The organism is Niastella yeongjuensis, assembly GCF_900110245.1.
Classification (GTDB): domain Bacteria; phylum Bacteroidota; class Bacteroidia; order Chitinophagales; family Chitinophagaceae; genus Niastella; species Niastella yeongjuensis.
On sequence record NZ_FOCZ01000004.1, the window covers coordinates 599,648 to 615,937 of the forward strand.

Annotated in this window: 19 protein-coding genes; 6 read left to right on the top strand and 13 right to left on the bottom strand. The window is 45.0% G+C overall.

Annotation, left to right across the window (positions count from 1 at the left end; genetic code table 11):
• Window positions 1-3: 3 nt before the first annotated feature.
• The gene (locus BMX95_RS13685; protein WP_081204649.1) at window positions 4-714 is read right to left on the bottom strand and encodes an SDR family NAD(P)-dependent oxidoreductase; all 711 of its coding nucleotides are present in this window, start codon (window positions 712-714) and stop codon (window positions 4-6) included.
• A gap of 39 nt (window positions 715-753) precedes the next feature.
• Between BMX95_RS13685 and BMX95_RS13690 the strand changes: the two genes are divergently transcribed.
• Together BMX95_RS13690 and BMX95_RS13695 are read left to right on the top strand one after the other, a co-directional pair.
• On the top strand, window positions 754-1,335 hold the full coding sequence (locus tag BMX95_RS13690) for a Crp/Fnr family transcriptional regulator (protein WP_081204648.1): 582 nt from the start codon (window positions 754-756) through the stop codon (window positions 1,333-1,335).
• Between the two features lie 80 nt (window positions 1,336-1,415).
• Window positions 1,416-2,291 (top strand): pirin family protein, encoded by an 876-nt coding sequence (locus BMX95_RS13695; protein WP_081204647.1) that lies wholly within the window; start codon window positions 1,416-1,418, stop codon window positions 2,289-2,291.
• 172 nt (window positions 2,292-2,463) lie between these two features.
• On the opposite strand, the gene BMX95_RS13700 is transcribed toward BMX95_RS13695, so the two are convergent.
• The gene (locus BMX95_RS13700; protein ID WP_081204927.1) at window positions 2,464-3,150 is read right to left on the bottom strand and encodes a DUF3826 domain-containing protein; all 687 of its coding nucleotides are present in this window, start codon (window positions 3,148-3,150) and stop codon (window positions 2,464-2,466) included.
• A 284-nt stretch (window positions 3,151-3,434) separates the two neighbouring features.
• Between BMX95_RS13700 and BMX95_RS13705 the strand changes: the two genes are divergently transcribed.
• A complete protein-coding gene (locus BMX95_RS13705) occupies window positions 3,435-3,947 on the top strand; it encodes a YqgE/AlgH family protein (RefSeq protein WP_081204646.1) in 513 nt (170 codons plus the stop codon).
• On the opposite strand, the gene BMX95_RS13710 is transcribed toward BMX95_RS13705, so the two are convergent.
• On the bottom strand, window positions 3,948-4,253 hold the full coding sequence (locus BMX95_RS13710) for an antibiotic biosynthesis monooxygenase family protein (RefSeq protein ID WP_081204645.1): 306 nt from the start codon (window positions 4,251-4,253) through the stop codon (window positions 3,948-3,950).
• Window positions 4,254-4,456: 203 nt separating this feature from the next.
• Here BMX95_RS13710 and BMX95_RS13715 point away from each other — a divergent pair, with 203 nt between their 5' ends.
• On the top strand, window positions 4,457-5,140 hold the full coding sequence (locus BMX95_RS13715; protein ID WP_081204644.1) for a cysteine hydrolase family protein: 684 nt from the start codon (window positions 4,457-4,459) through the stop codon (window positions 5,138-5,140).
• A 15-nt stretch (window positions 5,141-5,155) separates the two neighbouring features.
• Entirely contained in the window at window positions 5,156-5,704 is a 549-nt protein-coding gene (locus tag BMX95_RS13720; protein ID WP_090519410.1) for a hypothetical protein, read from the top strand.
• A gap of 42 nt (window positions 5,705-5,746) precedes the next feature.
• Here the strand turns inward: BMX95_RS13720 and BMX95_RS13725 are convergent, their stop codons facing one another.
• From BMX95_RS13725 to BMX95_RS13765, 9 genes are read right to left on the bottom strand one after another with little or no spacing between them, the layout of a single operon-like run.
• On the bottom strand, window positions 5,747-6,349 hold the full coding sequence (locus tag BMX95_RS13725; RefSeq protein ID WP_081204643.1) for a YidH family protein: 603 nt from the start codon (window positions 6,347-6,349) through the stop codon (window positions 5,747-5,749).
• 24 nt (window positions 6,350-6,373) lie between these two features.
• Window positions 6,374-7,234 (bottom strand): pentapeptide repeat-containing protein, encoded by an 861-nt coding sequence (locus tag BMX95_RS13730; RefSeq protein WP_081204642.1) that lies wholly within the window; start codon window positions 7,232-7,234, stop codon window positions 6,374-6,376.
• Window positions 7,182-7,586 (bottom strand): DUF1622 domain-containing protein, encoded by a 405-nt coding sequence (locus BMX95_RS13735; RefSeq protein WP_081204641.1) that lies wholly within the window; start codon window positions 7,584-7,586, stop codon window positions 7,182-7,184. The genes BMX95_RS13730 and BMX95_RS13735 overlap by 53 nt, the downstream gene beginning before the upstream one ends.
• 1 nt (window position 7,587) lies before the next feature.
• Window positions 7,588-8,970 (bottom strand): DUF1254 domain-containing protein, encoded by a 1,383-nt coding sequence (locus tag BMX95_RS13740; protein WP_081204640.1) that lies wholly within the window; start codon window positions 8,968-8,970, stop codon window positions 7,588-7,590.
• Between the two features lie 14 nt (window positions 8,971-8,984).
• Window positions 8,985-9,965: a formylglycine-generating enzyme family protein gene (locus BMX95_RS13745; RefSeq protein ID WP_081204925.1), complete on the bottom strand. Its 981-nt coding sequence runs from the start codon at window positions 9,963-9,965 to the stop codon at window positions 8,985-8,987.
• A gap of 23 nt (window positions 9,966-9,988) precedes the next feature.
• Window positions 9,989-12,316 (bottom strand): arylsulfatase, encoded by a 2,328-nt coding sequence (locus tag BMX95_RS13750; protein WP_081204639.1) that lies wholly within the window; start codon window positions 12,314-12,316, stop codon window positions 9,989-9,991.
• Between the two features lie 40 nt (window positions 12,317-12,356).
• Window positions 12,357-13,931, bottom strand: a complete 1,575-nt coding sequence (locus BMX95_RS13755; RefSeq protein ID WP_081204638.1) for an arylsulfatase — start codon at window positions 13,929-13,931, stop codon at window positions 12,357-12,359.
• 39 nt (window positions 13,932-13,970) lie between these two features.
• Entirely contained in the window at window positions 13,971-14,216 is a 246-nt protein-coding gene (locus BMX95_RS13760) for a hypothetical protein (RefSeq protein WP_133054090.1), read from the bottom strand.
• An 8-nt stretch (window positions 14,217-14,224) separates the two neighbouring features.
• On the bottom strand, window positions 14,225-14,524 hold the full coding sequence (locus BMX95_RS13765) for a transposase (RefSeq protein ID WP_081204636.1): 300 nt from the start codon (window positions 14,522-14,524) through the stop codon (window positions 14,225-14,227).
• A 116-nt stretch (window positions 14,525-14,640) separates the two neighbouring features.
• On the opposite strand from BMX95_RS13765, the gene BMX95_RS13770 reads away from it, so the two are divergent.
• Entirely contained in the window at window positions 14,641-15,672 is a 1,032-nt protein-coding gene (locus BMX95_RS13770; protein WP_165759115.1) for a DUF481 domain-containing protein, read from the top strand.
• A 39-nt stretch (window positions 15,673-15,711) separates the two neighbouring features.
• Here BMX95_RS13770 and BMX95_RS13775 read toward each other — a convergent pair whose 3' ends face one another.
• Window positions 15,712-16,287: an RNA polymerase sigma factor gene (locus BMX95_RS13775; RefSeq protein WP_081204634.1), complete on the bottom strand. Its 576-nt coding sequence runs from the start codon at window positions 16,285-16,287 to the stop codon at window positions 15,712-15,714.
• Window positions 16,288-16,290: the final 3 nt, after the last annotated feature.

The following is a 16,290-nucleotide window of genomic DNA, read 5'->3' on the forward strand; positions in this document are numbered from 1 at the left end:
CCCTCACCCTATTCTTTTGTACATCCAATACGGGAGTCTTTTCATAATGAAAGCAATAAGCGCCCAGCGTTTGGTAATGTAGGCTACCCGCTTTTTTACCGCTATGGCCGCCCTGATCTGTTGTGCCGCGGTAGGAACTTCTGCCACCCAGAACTGTCCATTTCCTTTAGCCATTTTGGTTTTTACAAAACCCGGCCTGATATCCGTTACCACAATATTGGACTGTAGCTTTTGCGCTTTTATATTCAGTCCTTCGGCATAATTACTTACATAGGCTTTGCTGGCACTGTAGGCGGGCGTCCAGCTATTACCCCTAAGCGCTGCAACGGAGGAGATCACCGCCAGCTGGCCATGGCCCTGTTTCAGGAAATAATTAAACGTATAGGCGGCTGTTTTTACAAAACCCATCACATTGGTGGTGGTGGAATCTATTTCGGTTTGTGCTATCAATTCGGTGGAAGGATCACCATAACCTGCACTATAGATCAACAGATCGAGACCACCCAGCTGGTTTATCATCGATTGCAGCCTTTCTTCTATATGAGCGGTCTGTACATCAAAACAATCGGTATGCAGTGTTGGATATTGCTTTTTCAATTCCAGTAACAATTCGGCCCGCCTGCCGGTAATGGCTACGGCATGGCCCAATGACAGGTATTGCTGAGCCAGTTCCCGGCCCATGCCGGAAGTAGCGCCGATAATGATGATCTTCATATTTACACAAAGTACTACAGATCGTTTATATTTGTTTCAATGCACGAAACACTACTTTCCTATATCAGGGAACATTCCGCAACGCCGCTCACCGATACCGAGATCGAAGTGATCAAAGCAGTATTTGTTCCCAGGCAAATAAAAAAGCGGCAGTTCTTTTTGAAGGAAGGGGAAGTGTGCAAATATTCTGCCTTCATCGTAAAAGGTGCCATGCGGCAATACCGCGTTGATGACAAAGGGGTAGAACATATTTTACGCCTCTCTATTGAAAACTGGTGGGTATCTGACCGGGAAAGCTATATTATGCTTACACCTTCCCGCTACTATATAGATGCATGGGAAGATTGCGAATTGTTAACACTTACCAGGGCCGATTTCCTGGACAAATTAAGCCTGATACCTGCCATCAATGAAATGGCCAAAAAGATGGACGAAAATTTCGCCATCGCCGCCCAACGAAGGGTTTCTTCCATCAGCCTGTCGGCTGAAGAACGTTATGCAGAACTGGTTCAAACCTACCCGGAATTCCTGCAACGCTTTCCCCAGCACCTCATTGCCTCCTACCTGGGCATTACCCGGGAAACGCTCAGCCGCCTGCGCAGTCACGCTGCCAGGAAATAGCACCCCACATATTTTGTGACATAGATCATCGTTTCCCGGGCCCGTACGGTTGCAACTTTGTGGTGTAAAGAAGTTATACAATGAAAAAGAAGATCATTTTTACATCGCAAGGCCACCGGGCCGATATAGGCGAATACAAGATCAATCGCATTTTACCTAACCGCTATGCAGATGCTGTAGGGCCGTTTGTTTTTCTCGATCACCTGATGCCCGCCACGCATTCCCCCAACGCAGCTGTTAAGAAAGTAGATGGAACCGGGGCGCATCCGCACCGGGGGATCGCTACGCTTACCTATATCATTAATGGGGAAGCCGATCATTTTGACAGCGCAGGCCATCACGCCAAAGTAAGATCGGGCGGTGCGCAATGGATGAAAGCCGGTAATGGCATTATCCACGACGAAGCTGTAAATGTGGACGTGGAAGCCAATGACCTGTTAACGCATGCCATGCAATTCTGGATCAATTTGCCCGCCGCTCAAAAAGCAACAGGGCCTGCTTATTTACCAGTACAGGCAGGCGATGTACCCAAACAACTATTACCCGCCCATGCAGGCTGGATAAAAGTGATTGCCGGGGAATATGAAAACCTGGTATCAGCGATCCCTTCTTATTCCGGGCAATTATTATATCATATTCAACTGAACGCAGGCAGTCATTTTACAATTGATACAAAATCTGAATGGGAATATGCTGCTTTCTTCCCTTTACAGGGCGCCGTAGTAAATAATACGGAATATGTAGGGGGCGATTTTCTATTGTTTGATAATGAGGAAGGAGAAATTGAACTCAGCAATATGGGTCAGTCCCCTGCCGATATCATTTTATTTGGGGGTGAACCCTATCAAGAACCCATTGTTTCCTATGGCCCTTTTGTAATGAATACCCAACAAGAGATTGCAGCGGCCTACCGGGATTTTCATGCCGGGAAATATGGTGAAATAAAATATCAATAAAAAAAGAGAAGAGGTTAAAGTGTTAACGAGGCAGGAAGTAAGAAGTAGGAAGTAAGAGGTAAGAAGTAAGAAGCTCGCGAATTTCCTACTTCCTACCTCTTACTTCGTAAAGTTTTAAAAGAAGAAGGTAGTCGTTACTTAGAAGCCACCTTCTTCAAAATATAGTCACTCTTTATTTCTTACCGGCAGCTGCTTTTTCAGCTTTTACCTTAGCCACATAAGCTTTGAACAGGTCGTGCCAGTTACGGCCATTGCTGTTCAGGTACTGCTCGCATTTAGTTTTGTAGATCTCGAAAATGGCAGACACCTGTTTGATACTTTTATAGTCGATCGCCTGCTCACGGGCCTGTTTCAAATACTCCAGAATTTTGCTTTCCTCTTCTGGTTTCAGGTCGGTCACGATCGCCTTGTACCCTTTCATGGTAAAGGCCACTTTGCCAATGGTGTATTGATCTAATATGTATTCCACCTGCTCAGGAGTAAGGTCCTTGTTCAGGGCATCCATCAGGTCTTTATGCACCGAAGCAGGCAGGGCAGAATTGGCAATGATCTGGCGGTCCATATCGGACAACTTATTACCAGTGGCAGGGTTAATACCGGCAGGTACCGTACTGGCCGGATGCGAATTGTTCCAGTCGCGAATGGTTTTCAAATGGGTGGTAACTGCGGCTGTTACGCGTTTTTCTTTTTCGGCATCAGACAGTTTTAAACCGGCCGACCATTCTGCCGCTTTTTTCTCCACTTCTGTATTGGATTTGGCTAAAGCAGCTGCAGCCTTTGCGCTACTATCGGCCTGTGCCAAACAAAGGACAGGCAAGGCAAATGTCAATAAAACAATAAATGGCAGGCGTTTCATCATTTTGTAAGATTGTTTGCTAAAATAATGCATAATAGAGGGCTGGAAAAATAAAAAGGTTGCATCAGGACACCTATATTTTGAACTGTAAATGAAGGCATTAGCTTTCGTTAACCTGAACCGGCTTTTCAAAAAATACAAAGGGCTCATTCCCCACTGCATTCCCAATTGTCGTGCACGCTTTCCATGAATATTCAGGATATAAATCTGTACAAATTGCCCCGGAGGACCCAACAAATGTTAAAATGTGTGAAATTTTGGTTCCATCTTTGTGCCCTCAATCATCTATGACCAATCCATCTCTTCAGGCAGGCTCTATTCTCATCAGCGCTCCTTCGCTGGAAGACCCATATTTTGATAAAGTAGTTATTTATATAACTGAATACAACGAAAAAGGCGCGCTGGGCTTTGTGATGAACCAGGTATTTGAGCGGAAGTTTAATGAGTTGACGGAGTTTCGGCACAGCAGGTCCTTTCCCCTGTATGAAGGCGGGCCGGTAGAAAGAGAAAAGCTTTTTTTCATTCACCGCCTGCCTGGTATTATCGGGGAAGGCACCCCGGTGGCCGATGGTGTTATTATGGGGGGAAATTTTAAACAGGCCGTTCAATACCTCAACACCGCCGCCAATGCAGAAAATAATATCAGGTTGTTTATTGGTTACAGCGGCTGGGATGCGCATGAACTGGAAGCTGAAATGGAAGAAGGAAGCTGGTTACTGGTGCAGGCATCTGTGACTACCCTTTTCGAGGCATCAGAACAATCGCTTTGGGAAGAACTGCATAAAAGGAAAGTCCCCTAGCTATGCTTTTTTAAATATTTCAACAACCTCATACGCGCCCATTTCAAATTTTGCGAAGCTGAGCGCCTCTTCCAGATAGGGTGAGGCAGTCGCATTCCGCCGCATGGCTTCATACTTTTCCCGGCTTTCCCATTGGGCATACATGGTAACTTTTGTTCCGTCGATACTCCTGTGCAGCGTTGATGTAATAAACCCGTCCATGTGTTTTATCGTTTCACCTGTTGCTTTGGTAAGCAGGTCGATCAGGCGTCGCTGATCATCAGGAGTAACTGTAAAAATATTAATGAGCACAAATGGATTTTTCATGGCTTATTCTTTATGGTTACAATAAAGATAGAAAGATATATAGACTTCAAAGGTTTGCTGAAACACATTATATTTGTATCCCAGCTCCAAAATATTGGCCAATGGACCATTTAGACTAACTTACTTTCCTCTTGAAGCCGCCTTTCGTGTAAATACACGCCCACCCTATATACATAATTCTCCAACCTAAAATATTAAATGCTATGGATACATTTAATACAAGGGCTTTCGCGCACTATGGTAGCTATAAAGCAGCGCGAACCGGGATCCTGCTGATTGATCCTTATAATGATTTTTTACACCCTGATGGTAAGTCCTATAACAAATCAAAAGAGGTTATAGAGGGCGTAAAACTGCTCGAAAATATGGCCCGCATCATTCGAACAGCACGCGAGTTGCAAATAAAGATCTTCTACGTTCCGCACCATCGTTCAGAACCTACTGATTTCAACAAATGGAAATACCCTACTATGTTGCAGCTCTCCACCAAAGAGCGGCAGGTTTTTGCCAAAGACAGCTGGGGTGGACAATTCCATGAAAGCTTTCAACCGCAGCCCGATGATATCATCATCAAGGAACACTGGTCATCGAGCGGGTTTGCCAATACCGACCTCGACGAACAATTAAAACAGCTCGACATTGACCGGATCATTCTCATAGGCATGATTGCCAATACCTGTATTGAAGCTACCGGTCGGTTCGGGATGGAGCTGGGTTATCATGTGACCCTGGTGAAAGACGCTACTGCTGCCAACAACTGGGAAAACATGCATGCAGCGCATGACATCAATGGCCCTGCTTATGCGCATGCTATTCTTACCTCCGAAGAATTGATTGGCATGCTGAAGGAAACAGTATTGAAAGTTCATGAAGCCGATTACAAATAATCAAAAACTCATTATATGAAAATTGCAGATCAGTTAGTTGATTCCAGCTTTACCGCTGTTATCAATGCACCTATTGAAAGTATCAATATACCCGAATGGGCATTCAACCTGTCGGAAGCGGAATACCAGAGTTGTTCACCGGCGCATATTTCCGCAGCAAAAACAGTAGGTGCCGATGGCCGCCGGATGTCGATCAATGTAGAAGTGATCGGCGGCAGCCCTATGGTGCAGCATTACCAGGAAGAGCTTTCGGAACCACATCATCTTATACTCACGTCTTTTTCAGATGTGTTCAGTCCAACAGGCCGGCTAACCTTACATGTTCATTGGGAACTTAGTGTAAAGGCCATCGGTTCCAATCAATGCGAATTTACCAACCGGGTGATCTCTCATGCAACTGATGAAATGATGAAGGGCCTCGATCGCCAGGGTATTTCTTATGAGGCATTCAAAGCGCAGCGGCAGCCACATTCCATCAACCATAACCGCTCAGAAACACCGCTCTTTGCAGCCAGCATTGAACGGGCCGCATTAGGTGTAGGCATGGCGGAAATGGTGCATTAATAAACTCAAAAAGGAAAGGGCCCAGCCAAACGGGTCCTTTTTTCACTGTCTGAACAACGCGGCAAGAAATAAGATCAATCCAAATACGAGTATCAATACACTCAATACCGATGAAAGCGATTTTTGGATCTGGGGATATTCTGCCTTTAATTTTTTATACGCAATGTTGTGTTGGATCTGGGCAAACAATAAACCTATAAACCCGAATAGGATCATCAGCATTCCCACCTTGCGGGGTGACAGCAGACGCGGATGCGTTTCATCTTTATACAACTCCTCAAAAACCTTATAGATGGTGAAGCCAAAAGAGATCAATGAGATAGCCGTTCTTATCCACGACATCAGTGTACGTTCATAAGAAAGAGCAGTTCTTTGGTAAGACAGGTCGGTTCTTGTGTCTGACAAATCGGTACGATGTTCAGACAATTCAGTCCGATGTTCTGATAGCCCTGTACGGTGTTCCGACATCCGGGTCCTGTGTTCTGACATGTGTGTCCTGTCCTTCGACAGTTCACCGGATAATGCCTCTCCGCCCAATGACTCGTCTTCTGTTATCTTTTCCTCTATCTTCTTTTGGATATCGGTGACCTTGTCGTTTTCGAGATTACCCGATTTGGGAATGTCTTTATTCTGATCTTCTTCCATTTCAATATTTTTAAAAATGACTGATCAAGCCATTAAGGTTTCATTTGAAATACAATTTATCTTTTTCGAATTGCCCCAGTGAACAACGGTTGTATCTACATCAGAAAAATCGGAGTTGTGAAGGTTTGAGCGGGAGAAATTAGCATCGGCCAGGTGGGAGTTTCTAAATGAGGTGCCAAATTTCCGGGTTATATATCCGGCAACCCTTCTTAACGACTCAAATCCGGGCGCCCCTTTTAATGCTTTTTTGCTGATCATGGCGCACCCAATGGCCATGAGCGTGGTACCAATACCGCCCCCTATACTTTTGCCAAAAAAGGCGCCAGACAAGGCCACTATCCAAAACAATATACCCGATAACGAACCCGCGGTTGCCCTTGCCACGGTTCCCACCACAAACATTACTGCCACCAGGATCAATGCAAGAATAAGATACAACATACCCTTTCCGGTTCCAAGCCCTGAAGAAATGGCGATAAAACCAACTATCAACGCAGCAATAGTTGTTGGGATAACAAGCTGCCTGATGGCATGGCCCACTCCTTTCCACCACGAGTACACGATAAACAGCAGGGCAATAACAATGGTAGTAATACCGGCGGTCCTTATATTTTCTTCATTTGAATTAAGCATTCGCTGAATGGTGCTTCCTGCCAGCATTGCTATATATCCTGAAAATAAAGACACAATAAGCGCGGCAAGAAAGATCAAGACCATATTCACTGGAGTTATCCCGGTTTTTACGTGGGTAAAATCGGCCCCATCCAAATTGGAGCCGCTGAAATCGGCCCCACGCAAATCGCTGTCAGCAAACCGTGCGTGCGTCAGGTCTTTATTCCTGAACGACGCGCCCTGCAGGTTTTTGTGCGAGAAGTCTTTTTCCATATTCCGGTTCTTCTTTAAGTTCTTTACTCAGGAAATAGTTCAGGAACGTTCGTATCACCGCAATAGCGCCCAGTTCAATTAAATGTGCATTGGTAGGTGAAACAATGGTGCCTACAATATCCGCCGCCAGTTGAATTTCCAGCGCAACCACCAACCAGCCGCCAAATACCTTTCTGAAATAAGAATGCATGGGATGCACGCCGGGCTGGTGTTTCCGTTGTTGTATGCTACGGCTCAATGAAATGATAATACCCACGATAATACATATTAACGAAATGGCATTCAGCAATACTTCTGTCAACTCGCCCCATGCATCCAGGGTTCCCTTTATATTTTCAATCAGTTCCCGCATGTTACACTTTCTCTATATCCGGCAGTTTCCATGTTTTATTGAACAATGCTTCTTCGGGTCCATAAAAACGGAACAACACTTCAAATTGATTTTGCCTGTTGGTAGGAATCCAATTCGATTCTTTGCCTGCCGGCGCTTCGGGACCGAAATAAATGTCAATAGAGTCATTCGTATTCTTCTGCAAACCGGGTGTATTGGAAGAACGGCTGAACCATTTCATTTCCCGTAAAAAGGCATGTGTTGTACGATCGTATACGACTGCCGACCAATATAGTTTAACCGGCGGACTGGCTGGTATGTTCAATTTATAAGTACTGCCACCATCGAGGGCTTTGTCGTTTTTGTCTTTTATCGCCATCAGGTAAAATTGCCCCTGGCCCAAATGCTTTGCGCTGAAATAAGCCATCGAATAAGTCATGCCGCGCGCATCGAGCGGATAACTGTCGGCCCTGGCGAATGAAGTTGACATTCCCTGAACGAGCTCCTGGGTAGTTGGAAGTGCCCAATGATATTCCGCATTGTAACGATTGTTAAATACCAGCTCATATTGCATATCCAACCAAATATGCGCTTCGGCAATGGCTGCGTTCAGAATCTCCTGGGTTCGATTGTCGGGAATGAAAGCCTTACCTTTTTCGATGCCAATTGTTTTAAGAATATCGATCATTGCTTTATCCCGGTCCAGCCACGGTTCATATTGAACAAACAGGCTGAGCATTTGAAAGAACCGGATATCATATGGAATGGTATTGTCGTACAACGTATCTATTACGTCGGTAAACTTTACCTGGATGCGCGAATCGACAGCTGAAAGTGGATAGATCCTGATCTGCCGGCCGTATTCAACTGCATTGGCCACCTCGGCATCGCTGCCGCCTGATAAATTTGACCGCAATACCGCGAAACCGCGGTAAGTGCTACACGGCAGAACAATATAACCATCCGGTACTTTGTCGTTGAAATCGGGCGGAAGCAGCAGGTATTTCCCTCCCTTGCCTTCATCATAACCAGCCGGTCCAACATCCTCGAGTGCAGTCTGCCAGCCATCGTCTATACTGCCCGTAATGGAACCGCCATTGGCAGGTGGAATTTCAATGACAACCGGCCCTGCCTTTTTGGTATCGAAAAATGGAAAGAAATAAATGGTATCCGGATTAGGTGTAAGCGTTTGATTTTTCCATCCGGGCAAACGTGACCAATATACGATCTCATTGGCGGCACTTTTTGCCTGAATGGTTGCCTGGCATAACAACCCAAAGTTTACTGCAGGCATGCCCCAGATCACAGCTTCTACGGCACGGTTAAATAGTAAATGCTCCTGTATGCTGGCAGGCTTAAAAGTTGTATCCTTTTTTGTTTTTGTTGTACTGGCTACCTTTCCCATTGTTGTTGTTGTTTTTAAAGTTTTCGTACCATACACCGGAAACCAAGATGGCTCATACCTGTATCTATCATCTGTGGTTGCCGGGCAGCCGGGCGATACCGCAAACAATAATTCGGTGCACAGAGGTGTGAGCCTCCCTTCACCACTTTGCGGGGGATCTTTATAGTTGGCTGACAGGGGTCGTAACTTGCTTCGGCCGACACCACCCTTGGATTAACATGGGTAGTGCAACAGGTTTTAACCTTATTGGCAGATTCATCCAAATGCGCCACATACCAGTCGCTTGTCCATTCCCATACATTACCGGCCATATCATATAAGCCATATCCGTTTGGTGCAAACGAACCTACCGGCGAAGTGCCTTCATATTTATCTATCAGTAAATTCTGATACGGGAATACGCCCTGCCAGGTGTTGGCCATCGGTTTGGTTTGTTGTGTGTCTTCGTTGCCCCAAGTGAAATCCATCCCTTCAAGCCCACCCCTGGCAGCGTACTCCCATTCTGCTTCTGACGGCAGTTCTTTTTCCGCCCAGTGTGCATAAGCTGCTGCATCTTCATAAGCAACATGCACAACCGGGTGTTTCTCTATGCCCCTGATATCTGTTTTTGGTCCTTTCGGATGCTGCCAGCTGGCGCCGGGCATCCATTCCCACCAATTGAAATAATCATTCAGGTTAACCGCTGCTTTTGCCTTTTTAAATACCAATGCACCCGGCACCAGCATTTCTGGTTTTGCACCGGGATAATCTTCCGGCTTTAGTGGTCTTTCTGCTACGGTAACATAACCGGTTTCGGTCACGAATTTTTTAAATTCTTCATTGGTAACGGTATACCTGTCGATCCAGAATCCATCTACGGTTACCTCATGCACCGGTTTCTCTTCCGGATAGAATTTATCGGAGCCCATCATAAACTTTCCACCCGGAATAAGAACCATGTTTGTTTTATCCTTTTCTTTCGTGTCTGTATGAACCGTCTTTGATTGCGTTTCCATTTCCATCATTTTCATTTTTATATTTAATCCCTTGCAAGTGCCCCTGCTGCTTCTTTTTCCAGATCTAGGTATACTTTTTCGCTTACATCAATCACAACACCGAGAATGGTACCGCCGGTAAACCTTCCCGGGTTCTTATATTCCTGACTTACGTTATCGCCACTATCGAACCCAACACAAAGACCATCACCGGATAAGGTAAATTTACCTGCCTGGGTTTTCATTGGGCCTTCAGCCACTACCTTATCATCAACGTATAACCTGGTTGTACCCAATGATTCGCCATATTGTCCGGCCTTCTCGCGCATGAATTCCATACCCAATGTATGCTTACCGGCATTAATTACTTTTGACACGAATTTCTGTTCACTGATACCCAGGAAATTGTATACGTAAAACAACATTCGATCTTTGATGAAAAGCGCATGACCGCCAAAGCGGGAGCCATGAGCAAAGATGACGCCGGATACCTGGTGGGTAATGTCAACATCGGCAATGATCTTGTAAGAACGGCCGCGGATACTCACGGCGACGCCCTCCGGTACCGGTTCAGTACCTGAATAATAAACATACCGTGTTCTGGCCGGTTCTGCTTTCGGCCGGTCTACACCCAGGATTTCCATAGCTGTACGATCATCCAGCGGCAATACGAAATTCTTTTCGGCTTCCTCGAACCAGGCATCAATTAGCGCTTTAAGTTTATCGGGATACTTATCGGCCAGGTTAGTTGATTCGGAATAATCTTCATCAATGTGATAAAGCTCCCATTTGTCTTTATCGAAATTCCCTTTTCCAGTGAGAGGTGCATGAATAGCTGCTGCTTTCCAGCCGTCCATCCACATGCCCCTTGTTCCAAGCATGGAATAATACTGACGCTGTTTGGTAGTGGGCGCCTTGGCATTGTCGAAAGTATATTTCATGGATACCCCATTCAATGGGTATTGCTCTGCGCCCCGATACACCTTTGGCATTTCAAGCCCTGTAATTTCCAGGATCGTGGGAACAATATCAACTGAATGATGATACTGGGTACGTACCTCGCCTTTTGCTTTAATTCCATTGGGCCAGTGAATAACCAACGGGCAGCAAGTGCCACCGGAATATTGAGAGTATCGCTTGAACATCTGGAAAGGTGTGCTGAATGCAACCGCCCAGCCTGTTGGATAGTGATTGTATGTATCGGCACCGCCCAGGGTTTCCAGATATTTCATATTTTCAGCCAGTTCATCCGGATAATTATTGAAAAATTTGTTCTCGTTCACTGAACCGTTTGGTGATCCTTCACCCGAAGCGCCATTATCGGAACAATAAAAGATAACGGTGTTATCCAGCTGCCCTGACTTTTCGAGATATTCCACAATGCGACCCACCTGAACATCTGTATACTCAGAAAAACCTGCATACACTTCCGCCATCCGGGCAAATAATTTCTTTTCATCTGCATTAAGGGTATTCCACGGTCTTACTGCATCAGCGGGGTTGGCTGCATCTTCAGGTACAGGATTGATGGGGGTTAGCTGGGTCCCTTTTGGCGCTATTCCTTTTGCGATCATTTTTTCGAGCACCCATTCGCGATAAGCTTCGTAACCATCGTCAAATTTTCCTTTATACTTGTCGGCATATTCCTTCGGGCTGTGATGCGGGGCGTGATTGGCACCAGGACAAAACCACATGAACCAGGGCTTGGAAGGATTGCCTGATTTCTGATCACGGATCATTCTGATAGCCTGATCGGCAAGATCCTTTGATAAATGATACCCTTCTTCGGGACTATATGGTTGTTCAATAAATCTATTGTCTTCTACCAGATCGGGGTACCAGTTGTTTGTTTCACCACCCAGGAAGCCATAAAAACGGTCGAAGCCTTTTGACAGCGGCCATTCGGAGCGGCTGCCGCCACTGGAAATATCTTCTTCAGGTATATTATGTTCTTTCCCCAGCCAGAATGTACTAAAACCATTATCCTGAAGTACCTGGCCAATAGTAGCGCACTCAGCCGGCAAACGGCCTGCCCAGCCGGGAAAACCCTGTGAACCCTCTGTAATACAGGAACACCTGTTCACATGGTGATTGCGGCCTGTAAGGAATGTTGAACGGGTAGGTGAGCACAGCGCCGTGGTATGCCATTGCGAATACATTAATCCGTTATCGGCCAGCCGTTGCAGCGTGGGCATATTGATACGCCCGCCAAATGGCGACCAGGCTGCCAATCCTGTATCGTCGTATAGAACGATCAAAATATTGGGAGCTCCTTTGGGAGCCTGCTTTAATTCAAATGGTTTCCAATCGGGTGTTGAATCCCGCACATCGAGTTTTATCACTCCTTTGAATTGTTCATTCGCGGTTGCCATGATTGTTATTTATTTACGGTTATACATCCAGTGAAATTGTTTACAGCAAAGGGGCTGGTTCGGCTTTTATTGGGGCAGTTTTTTTAATTAGTTCTGTACCTGTATCCTTCGGCATTAATTTTTCCATAACCTGTTCAATGCTAAAACTGGCAGCTTTGGCCCTTGGCGGAAATTCTTCAAAGGTTTTTAGAAACTCAGTAACAATTGCCTGTGCCGGCACCAGCAAAAACATATGATCTGCCTTCCATTTACCATAGAAAATAGTCGCATCTATAGAAGCCCGTTCAAACGGATCACTTCTCAGGTTGAAAAGATTTGGCAACCGCAATGAAACAAACGGTTCTTCCCATACCTTCATACCATGAGCCCGGGTTTCCACGAAATGCATTTTCCAGTTTTCGACCCGGAGCGCCATCAGATCACCGTCATCACTCCAGTACATAAAACCTTTGCGGGGTGATTCTTTTTCTTTGCCGCTTAAAAAAGGCAACAGGTTAAAACCATCCAAATGCACTTTGAAAGTTTTTCCAGCTATGGCATATCCTTTTTTGACTTTCTCTACGAGGTTGGGTTCACCTGCAGCGGCTGCAAATGTGGGGATCATATCCTGTAGCGAACAGATATCGTTTATAATCCGGCCGGGATCTACCACGCCGGGCCAGCGCATCACAAACGGCACACGCCAACCGCCTTCCCAATTGGTATCTTTTTCTCCATGGAATGGTGTGGACCCACCATCGGGCCATGAACATACTTCCGCCCCATTATCAGTGGTAAACACTACCATGGTATTGTCGGCAATACCCAGTTCGTCGAGCTTTGCCAACAACTCGCCTATATACCCATCCAGTTCTACCATACCATCAGGATATACACCCAAACCGGTTTTACCGGCAGAGGACGGTTTAAGATGTGTCCACACATGCATACGGGTAGTATTAAAGTAGCAGAACCAGGGTTTGTTTTCTTTGGTTTTGCGATCTATAAAATCCTTAGCGGCAGCCAAAAACTCTTCATCCACTGTTTCCATACGTTTTGTATCCAGCGAGCCTGTATTCTCTATAACCTGTTTACCAACCCTGCCAAATTGCGGATCAACTGTGTTGTCGTCTTTGTCGCTTGCTTTGCATTTCAGTACACCCCGCGGACCAAATTTTTTACGAAAGTTAGGATCTTTGGGATAGTCTGGATTTTCTGGTTCTTCTTCAGCATTCAGGTGATAGAGGTTGCCAAAAAATTCATCAAAGCCGTGAACAGTAGGCAGATGTTCATTGCGGTCGCCCAGGTGGTTCTTTCCAAACTGACCGGTGGCATAACCAAAGTTCTTCATAAAGTCACCCACAGAAGGATCATCGGGTCCCAGGCCTAACGCAGCACCTGGTAACCCTACTTTTGTTAATCCGGTTCTTATTGGTGACTGACCTGTAATAAATGCAGCCCTGCCGGCTGTACAACTTTGCTGGCCATAAAAATCAGTAAACAGCGCGCCTTCTTTGGCAATACGGTCCAGGTTGGGTGTTTTGTAACCCATTATTCCAAGATTATAACAACTTAGATTGAACCAGCCTATGTCATCTGACATAATGAACAGGATGTTTGGTTTTTTGTCTGCCATTTGCTTTGATTTAAAAGTTTTTAATAATTTAATTACACTTCAACAGGCGTGCATTTTAACACGTTTAACCCGGCCAGGGAGGGCTGCATTAACTGTTTGATGCATACATCCACTTCCGCTATTATCATCCGTTGGCCAGGAGCCATGACCATTGATTGACCGGGCGCCACCACAGGATATAATCCCGGTTCTCCTGCTGCCTGCTTCCTTCTTTTTTTCAACTGCCCATACAACCACGCCCAACAAAAGCAATGCACCCATGGCCATTCCATTAATTCTATTCATACAAATAGTTACCGTTTCAATAATGAATTCGCTTTCTTTAACTCCTCTTCTTTTTTATTAAGTTCCAGCGCCAGATCGGCTATTATCTTTTTAAGCCGCATGTTTTCTTCATTCAGGTGTTTCAGTTCTGACCTGGCCTTGCTGTACGATTGGTCAGACGGCTCCACTTTTATCAACTGTTGTTTCCACCGGGCAAATACGCTGTAAGAAAGATTGTGTTCCCGTAATACTGCCGTAATGCCCTTCTTCATTGCCTGATCCAGAATGGCAATCTTTTGTTCCTCTGTGAATCTTCTGCGGCTAGTCATGGAAAAATAGTTTATACCATCCACGATGGTATTCCTCTATTTAAAAGACACTTCAGCGCCCTGTATTCCGCCAACTGTTTAAAAAAATGGCGAATCGTACCCTTCATCAGTGTCCAATGAATATGATCCGGCTATATGCTTTCATAACTTTTCTGGCATTTATAAATTTGGGCAGTGCTGTTTTTGCCCAGGTAAAAGACACCATCGTACTGTACAATGGGCAGGTGCTGATCGGTGAAGTAAAGGGCGCTCAATATGGGGAGATCACCATTGATGATGTAGACCTTAAGATCATACATGTAAAACAATACAAAACAAAGTCGCTTACCACAAACAGGAAATTCAAAATAGAAACAAATGATAAAAGGATCCTGATAGGCATAATAAAGCCCTCCGCTAAAAACGGCTTTGTAAATCTGATGCAGGATACCGGCACCCTGTTCGATTACGAGATCATGAGCTTTAACACCATCTTTTCGCTGGACCAAAGTTTCTTTTCTCAACTAAACGGCTCAATTTCCGCCGGTTTCTCCTATACCAAATCAAGCCGCATAGGCCAGTTCAGCCTAAGTTCCACCGTATTCTATATGACCAGGTATTGGGATTATCAACTTTCAGTTTCTTTGAATGGCACATTGGATTCTACCGGTTATTCAAGGGACAGGGAAGATGCTTCCTTTTTTACAGCCTATACATTCAGTCCTACCTGGTTTGCAGCCATTAACCTGGGTTACCAGCGAAACCTTGAACTGGATATTGCCCGCAGGTATCAGCAAATGATCGGAGGCGGCAACAAGCTAATGGTTCGCAAATATTCACAGCTATATGCAGTAACCGGACTTGTTTTTAACCAGGAAAAAAGTACCGAAGGAGAACACAGCGGGCTATTGCTTGAAATTCCCATTGTACTGAAATTCAATTTTTTTAAGTATTCCCAGCCAAACATCCAGATCAGTTCCTCACAAACTGTTTTCTTCGGCGTCACTCAAAAAGGCCGCATCCGTTTTTCAGGCAACACAAGTTTCTCCTGGCAGATCATCAGAGATTTCTATTTAACCATAAACCCATATACCAATTTTGACAATCAATCATCTGAAACCAGTGATTTCGATTACGGCGTTTCTGTAAGCGTATCGTACAAGTTCTAATGGAGAGATATCTTACAACTATCTTATAACGATTTATTCTCAAACCGTCATTTCATCCATAACCAATTGGTCACGCAGCATATATACAGCTTTACGCAATTGTTTTTCAACTGTATTAACCGGCCGGTTCAGGACCTCTGAGATCTTTTTTACGGTAAAATGGTTCTTGTCGTGCAATAAATAAACAGTCCGGTATTTCTCAGGCATACGGCACAGGGTATCGTTTATTTTCTTTTGTACATCCATGAAATTAATGGCCTGTTCAACATTGTTATGCGAGGCCATACTTCTTTTACAGGCCATAGTAATATGCTTTTTATACAAAGCCCGGTTTCGCAAATAATTATAGATCCTGTTCCTGATGGCCACAAAAAGATAAGAGGAAAGCGAGGAGTTAATTTTTAACCGCGCGCCCGAGGTGTGCAACTGCACAAATAATTCCTGCACAATTTCCTGGGATGCATATCCATCTTTAACGTATCGGAAAGCAAAATGCAAGAGGCGGTTCCAGTATTTCTTATATAACAGGTCGAAAGCGATGCTGTCGTTTTGCCTGATCAGTTGAATGATATCTTCCTCGGGTATCAGTGAACATTGGATGCTTTTTTGCAACATAGC

Bases quoted from the DNA above. Each gene is read 5' to 3' on its own strand.
- BMX95_RS13685 (WP_081204649.1), bottom strand. From the start codon at position 714: ATGAAGATCATCATTATCGGCGCTACTTCCGGCATGGGCCGGGAACTG.
- BMX95_RS13690 (WP_081204648.1), top strand. From the start codon at position 754: ATGCACGAAACACTACTTTCCTATATCAGGGAACATTCCGCAACGCCG.
- BMX95_RS13695 (WP_081204647.1), top strand. From the start codon at position 1,416: ATGAAAAAGAAGATCATTTTTACATCGCAAGGCCACCGGGCCGATATA.
- BMX95_RS13700 (WP_081204927.1), bottom strand. From the start codon at position 3,150: ATGATGAAACGCCTGCCATTTATTGTTTTATTGACATTTGCCTTGCCT.
- BMX95_RS13705 (WP_081204646.1), top strand. From the start codon at position 3,435: ATGACCAATCCATCTCTTCAGGCAGGCTCTATTCTCATCAGCGCTCCT.
- BMX95_RS13710 (WP_081204645.1), bottom strand. From the start codon at position 4,253: ATGAAAAATCCATTTGTGCTCATTAATATTTTTACAGTTACTCCTGAT.
- BMX95_RS13715 (WP_081204644.1), top strand. From the start codon at position 4,457: ATGGATACATTTAATACAAGGGCTTTCGCGCACTATGGTAGCTATAAA.
- BMX95_RS13720 (WP_090519410.1), top strand. From the start codon at position 5,156: ATGAAAATTGCAGATCAGTTAGTTGATTCCAGCTTTACCGCTGTTATC.
- BMX95_RS13725 (WP_081204643.1), bottom strand. From the start codon at position 6,349: ATGGAAGAAGATCAGAATAAAGACATTCCCAAATCGGGTAATCTCGAA.
- BMX95_RS13730 (WP_081204642.1), bottom strand. From the start codon at position 7,234: ATGGAAAAAGACTTCTCGCACAAAAACCTGCAGGGCGCGTCGTTCAGG.
- BMX95_RS13735 (WP_081204641.1), bottom strand. From the start codon at position 7,586: ATGCGGGAACTGATTGAAAATATAAAGGGAACCCTGGATGCATGGGGC.
- BMX95_RS13740 (WP_081204640.1), bottom strand. From the start codon at position 8,970: ATGGGAAAGGTAGCCAGTACAACAAAAACAAAAAAGGATACAACTTTT.
- BMX95_RS13745 (WP_081204925.1), bottom strand. From the start codon at position 9,965: ATGGAAACGCAATCAAAGACGGTTCATACAGACACGAAAGAAAAGGAT.
- BMX95_RS13750 (WP_081204639.1), bottom strand. From the start codon at position 12,316: ATGGCAACCGCGAATGAACAATTCAAAGGAGTGATAAAACTCGATGTG.
- BMX95_RS13755 (WP_081204638.1), bottom strand. From the start codon at position 13,931: ATGGCAGACAAAAAACCAAACATCCTGTTCATTATGTCAGATGACATA.
- BMX95_RS13760 (WP_133054090.1), bottom strand. From the start codon at position 14,216: ATGAATAGAATTAATGGAATGGCCATGGGTGCATTGCTTTTGTTGGGC.
- BMX95_RS13765 (WP_081204636.1), bottom strand. From the start codon at position 14,524: ATGACTAGCCGCAGAAGATTCACAGAGGAACAAAAGATTGCCATTCTG.
- BMX95_RS13770 (WP_165759115.1), top strand. From the start codon at position 14,641: ATGAATATGATCCGGCTATATGCTTTCATAACTTTTCTGGCATTTATA.
- BMX95_RS13775 (WP_081204634.1), bottom strand. From the start codon at position 16,287: ATGTTGCAAAAAAGCATCCAATGTTCACTGATACCCGAGGAAGATATC.